At 70.4% G+C, this 4,255-nt stretch carries 3 protein-coding genes; 1 reads left to right on the top strand and 2 read right to left on the bottom strand.

From position 1 onward, the window contains the following. Positions 1–3: 3 nt before the first annotated feature. Positions 4–561 (bottom strand): TetR/AcrR family transcriptional regulator, encoded by a 558-nt coding sequence (locus tag IMZ11_RS41875; RefSeq protein WP_228649043.1) that lies wholly within the window; start codon positions 559–561, stop codon positions 4–6. Positions 562–622: 61 nt separating this feature from the next. On the opposite strand from IMZ11_RS41875, the gene IMZ11_RS41880 reads away from it, so the two are divergent. Further along, the gene (locus IMZ11_RS41880; RefSeq protein ID WP_228649045.1) at positions 623–3,778 is read left to right on the top strand and encodes a bifunctional cytochrome P450/NADPH--P450 reductase; all 3,156 of its coding nucleotides are present in this window, start codon (positions 623–625) and stop codon (positions 3,776–3,778) included. A 34-nt stretch (positions 3,779–3,812) separates the two neighbouring features. Here the strand turns inward: IMZ11_RS41880 and IMZ11_RS41885 are convergent, their stop codons facing one another. After that, positions 3,813–3,953: a hypothetical protein gene (locus IMZ11_RS41885; RefSeq protein ID WP_228649047.1), complete on the bottom strand. Its 141-nt coding sequence runs from the start codon at positions 3,951–3,953 to the stop codon at positions 3,813–3,815. Positions 3,954–4,255 lie beyond the last annotated feature (302 nt).

The raw sequence follows: 4,255 nt of genomic DNA on the forward strand, positions 1-4,255 counted from the left end.
CCGTCAGGCCCCGCCTCCCGCGTACGCGGACAGGCCGTTGACGATGAGGGTGACGGCCTCATCGAAGGCGTCGTCGTCGGGCGCGGGGAACGCCCCGTTGATCTCGGCGAGCAGGATTCCCGCGGTGAACGCGAAGAGCGCGTTCCGCACCCGCGAGAGCCGCTCCTCGGGCACGCCCGCGGCGGTCAGCACCCGGCTCAGCACCTTCCAGAGGGTGTCCTGGCGCGTCAGCTGCGGATGGGCCGACAGGTCGGGGTAGAGCGAGGGATGCCGATGGGCCAGCGCCCGCATACCGGTCGCGAGCGCCCGGATCTGCTCCTGCCACGGAGACCCGTCGTCTGCGGGCAGCTCGATCTCGGACAGCACCAGGCCGCGCACGCCATCCAGGAGCGCCTCCTTGTTGGGCACGTGGTGGTAGAGCGACATCGGGTTGACGTCCAGCGCGGCGGCGAGCTTGCGCATGCTCAGCGCCTCGACCCCCCGCTCGTCGATGAGGCGCAGCGCCTCCGCGTGGATCTCCTCGGGTGAGAGGGGCGAACCCCTCCGCGCACTAACGGCCATACGCCGTATGGTAGCCTTCCATACAGTGTATGGCTGACAGAAGGCAGGGGGATTCCTTCACATGGCCCAGCTCACGCCCATTCCCAGCCTCCAGGGCTTGCCCGTCGTCGGGAACGCGCTGCGCATCCCGCGTGACCGTCCGAGCGAGTTCTTCCAGGAGGTCGCCGCGCGCCATCCCGGCGGTCTCTACCGGATGGAGATCCTCGACCGGAGCGTGGTGTTCGTCTACGACCCCGACCTCGTCGCGGAGCTGTGCGACGAGACCCGGTTCTACAAGCCGGTCGACGCGCCGCTGTCCATCGTCCGGGACTTCGCCGGAGACGGGCTGTTCACCGCGCGCGGCGACGATCCGATCTGGGGGCAGGCGCACCGGATCCTCCTCCCGGCGTTCGGCCAGCGCTCGATGAAGGCGTACTTCCCGCAGATGCTGGAGGTCGCCGAGGCGCTGGCCGCCAAGTGGGCGACCGCCGACGAGGTCGACGTGCCCGCGGACATGACGCGGCTCACCCTGGACACGATCTCGCTCACCGGGTTCGGGTACCGGTTCCACTCCTTCGAGAGCCCCGAGCTGCACCCCTTCCTGCGCTCCATGGGCAACGCCCTGACGGAGGCCATGGTCCGCAACCAGCAGATCCCGCTCGTCACCAGGATGAAGAGGCGGGCGGACGAGGCGTACCGCGCCGACATCGCGCGCATGCGCGAGCTCGTCGACGAGGTCATCCGCGAGCGGCGCGCGGGCGGCGACGGTGGAACGGGCGGCGCAGGAGGGGTCACCGACCTGCTCGGGCTGATGCTGGAGGCGGCAGATCCGCGCACCGGCGAGCGGCTGCCCGACGAGAACATCCGCGACCAGGTGCTGACGTTCCTCATCGCCGGGCACGAGACCACCAGCGGCCTGCTGTCTTTCGCGATCTACAACCTGCTGCGCAACCCGCACGTGCTGGCCCAGGCGTACGCCGAGGTCGACCGGCTGCTTCCCGGCGACACCGTCCCGACCTACGAGACGATCATGAAGCTGGACGTCGTCCCGCGGATCCTGGAGGAGACGCTGCGGATCTGGTCGCCCATCCCGTCGATCGGGCGCGCGCCGCGGGAGGACACGGTGATCGGAGGCCGCTATCCCCTGGCCAAGGGGACCAAGTGCGTGGTGCTGCTGCCGCCCCTGCACCGCAGTCCGAAGGCGTGGGACCGGCCCGAGGAGTTCGACATCGACCGCTGGCTGCCCGAGAGCAAGGCGGCCCACCACCCGCACGCGTACAAGCCGTTCGGCAACGGAGAGCGGGCCTGCATCGGCCGCCAGTTCGCGCTCACCGAGGCCCGGCTGGCGCTCGCGCTGGTCCTCCAGCGGTTCGCCGTCTCCGATCCGGAGGCGTACCGGATGGAGATCAAGCAGACGCTGACCGTCAAGCCCGACAATTTCACCATCCGGGTACGGCCCCGCAAACCGAGTGAGCGGATGAGCGCCCCGGCCGCCCTCCAGGGCATGGAGGAGGACGCGGAGCGGGCCGAGGAGGGCGCGGAGGTGCAGGTCCGGGGCGTGGGCCTGACCGTCGCCTACGGCTCGAATCTCGGCACGTCGCAGGACGTCGCCGAACAGATCGCCGACCGGGCCCGCCGGTCCGGATTCGCGACCACGCTGACCACACTGGACGCGCTGGACACGGTGGACACGGTGGACACGGTGGACACGGTGGAGCCGCCTGCCGGCGGGCTGCTCGTCGTGGTGGCGGCCAGCTACAACGGCAGGGCGCCCGACAACGCCGCCGCCTTCGACGCCACCGAGAGCCTCGGCGACCTGTCCGGGCTGCGCTTCGCCGTACTGGGCTGCGGCAACACCCAGTGGCCGACGTACCAGGCGTTCCCGAAGCGGGTCGAGGCCAAGCTGCTGGCCGCGGGCGCCGCTCCCCTGGTCCCGCGCGGTGAGGCCGACGCGAGCGGCGACTTCGACGGCGACGTCCGGTCCTGGACCGCGGGGCTGTGGTCCGCGCTGGCCGCCGAGTACGGCGCGGGCGCGGCGACGGAGCCGGAAGGCCGCCGCTACCACGCCGAGCTGCTGACCCAGGCGGAGGTGCGGCCCGCGGTCGTGTCCGGGCAGGCGTTCCCGCTCACGGTGGTCTCGAACGAGGAGCTGGTGGCGTCGGGGGTGTGGGACTTCGGGGACGAGCGGCCCCGGCCCGGCGTGCGATCGATCGTCGCCGAGCTGCCCGAGGGCGTGACGTACGAGGCGGGCAACCACCTGGCGGTGTACGCGAAGAACGATCCCGAGCTGGTCGCGTGGGCGATGCGCTGCCTGCGGCTGCCCTCGGGCCAGGTGGTACGGCTGAGCCAGGACGGCGAGCGCTCGACGCACCTGCCGCTGGGCGTCCCGGTTCCGGCGGAGCTGCTGCTGGCCGAGTTCGTCGAGCTGCAGGAGGTCGCGAGCCGGTCGGATCCGGAGACGCTGGCCTCGTTCACGGAGTGCCCGTGGACCACGGGCGAGCTCGCCCGGCTGGACTACGCCGAGGACGTCCTCGCCAAGCGGGTGTCCGTGCTGGCGCTGCTGGAGCGGTTCCCGTCGATCGCGCTGCCGCTGGACGCGTTCCTGGAAATGTGCGGCCCGATCCGGCCGCGCTTCTACTCGATCTCCTCCTCGCCGCTGGCCACGCCGGGCCGGGTCCGGATCACGGTGGGGCTGGTGGAGGGGCCGGCCTGGTCGGGGACCGGGCAGTATCGGGGCATGTGCTCGGCCTACCTGGCCGCGCTGGCTCCGGGGGACACGTTCTACGGGTACGTGCGGGTGCCGTCTCCCCCGTTCCACCTGCCGCCCGATCCGGCCACTCCGGTGATCCTGATCGGTCCCGGCACGGGTTTCGCGCCGCTGCGCGGCTTCCTGGAGGAGCGTTCGCTACAGCCGGACGCGGGACCGGCGAAGGTGTTCTTCGGTTGCCGGCATCCGGAGCACGACTGGCTGTACCGGCACGAGACGTGGGACGCGGACGTCCATCTCGCCTTCTCCGCGCTGCCCGGCCACCCGCACCGGTACGTCCAGCACGCGTTGCTCGCGGACGCCGCCGGCGTTCGTGAGCTGCTGGAGCGGGGGGCGTACGTGTACGTGTGCGGTGACGGCGTACGGATGGCCCCGGCGGTGCGGCGGGCGTTCACGGAGATCTGGGGCGATGAGGGTGTGCGAAGGCTGGAGGCGGAAGGCCGCTACCAGCAGGATGTCTTCGGCGCCTGATCGGCGCCCGGCAGCCTGTGCGGCCCGTGGCGGCCTATGCGGCCTGGAAGTACACGGGGCTGGGGCCGCCCGTACGCATGGTGGACAGGACAAGGGACTGGACGATGCGCATGACAAGGGCCTCAAGGACCATGAAGGCCGCCTTGGCCAGCATCGAAGCCAGGAACTCGGACACTTGATACCTCACGGGGGTGAAACAGCAGTTAAGGACAGATTTCACCATATAAACGACCGCGCCGGTACCATCCAGGTGTACAGAAGATGAACAGGCGATGACTACTGGAGCATGGCCTGCCCCAGATGGCCGCTGACCTGCCGCGATGACTATGGGACTCCATAAAGAAGAGTACGGGGCCCCATGAGGTCCTGGGGCCCCGTGATGACGGTGGACTAGTGGCCCGTCACGCAACCTTGGCCGGGTAACTCGTCCAGCTTCTGATCGGTGAGCTGGCGGCAAAGTTGGTCTTGGGCTGTGCT

This window comes from Microtetraspora sp. AC03309 (genome assembly GCF_020826795.1).
Classification (GTDB): domain Bacteria; phylum Actinomycetota; class Actinomycetes; order Streptosporangiales; family Streptosporangiaceae; genus Microtetraspora; species Microtetraspora glauca.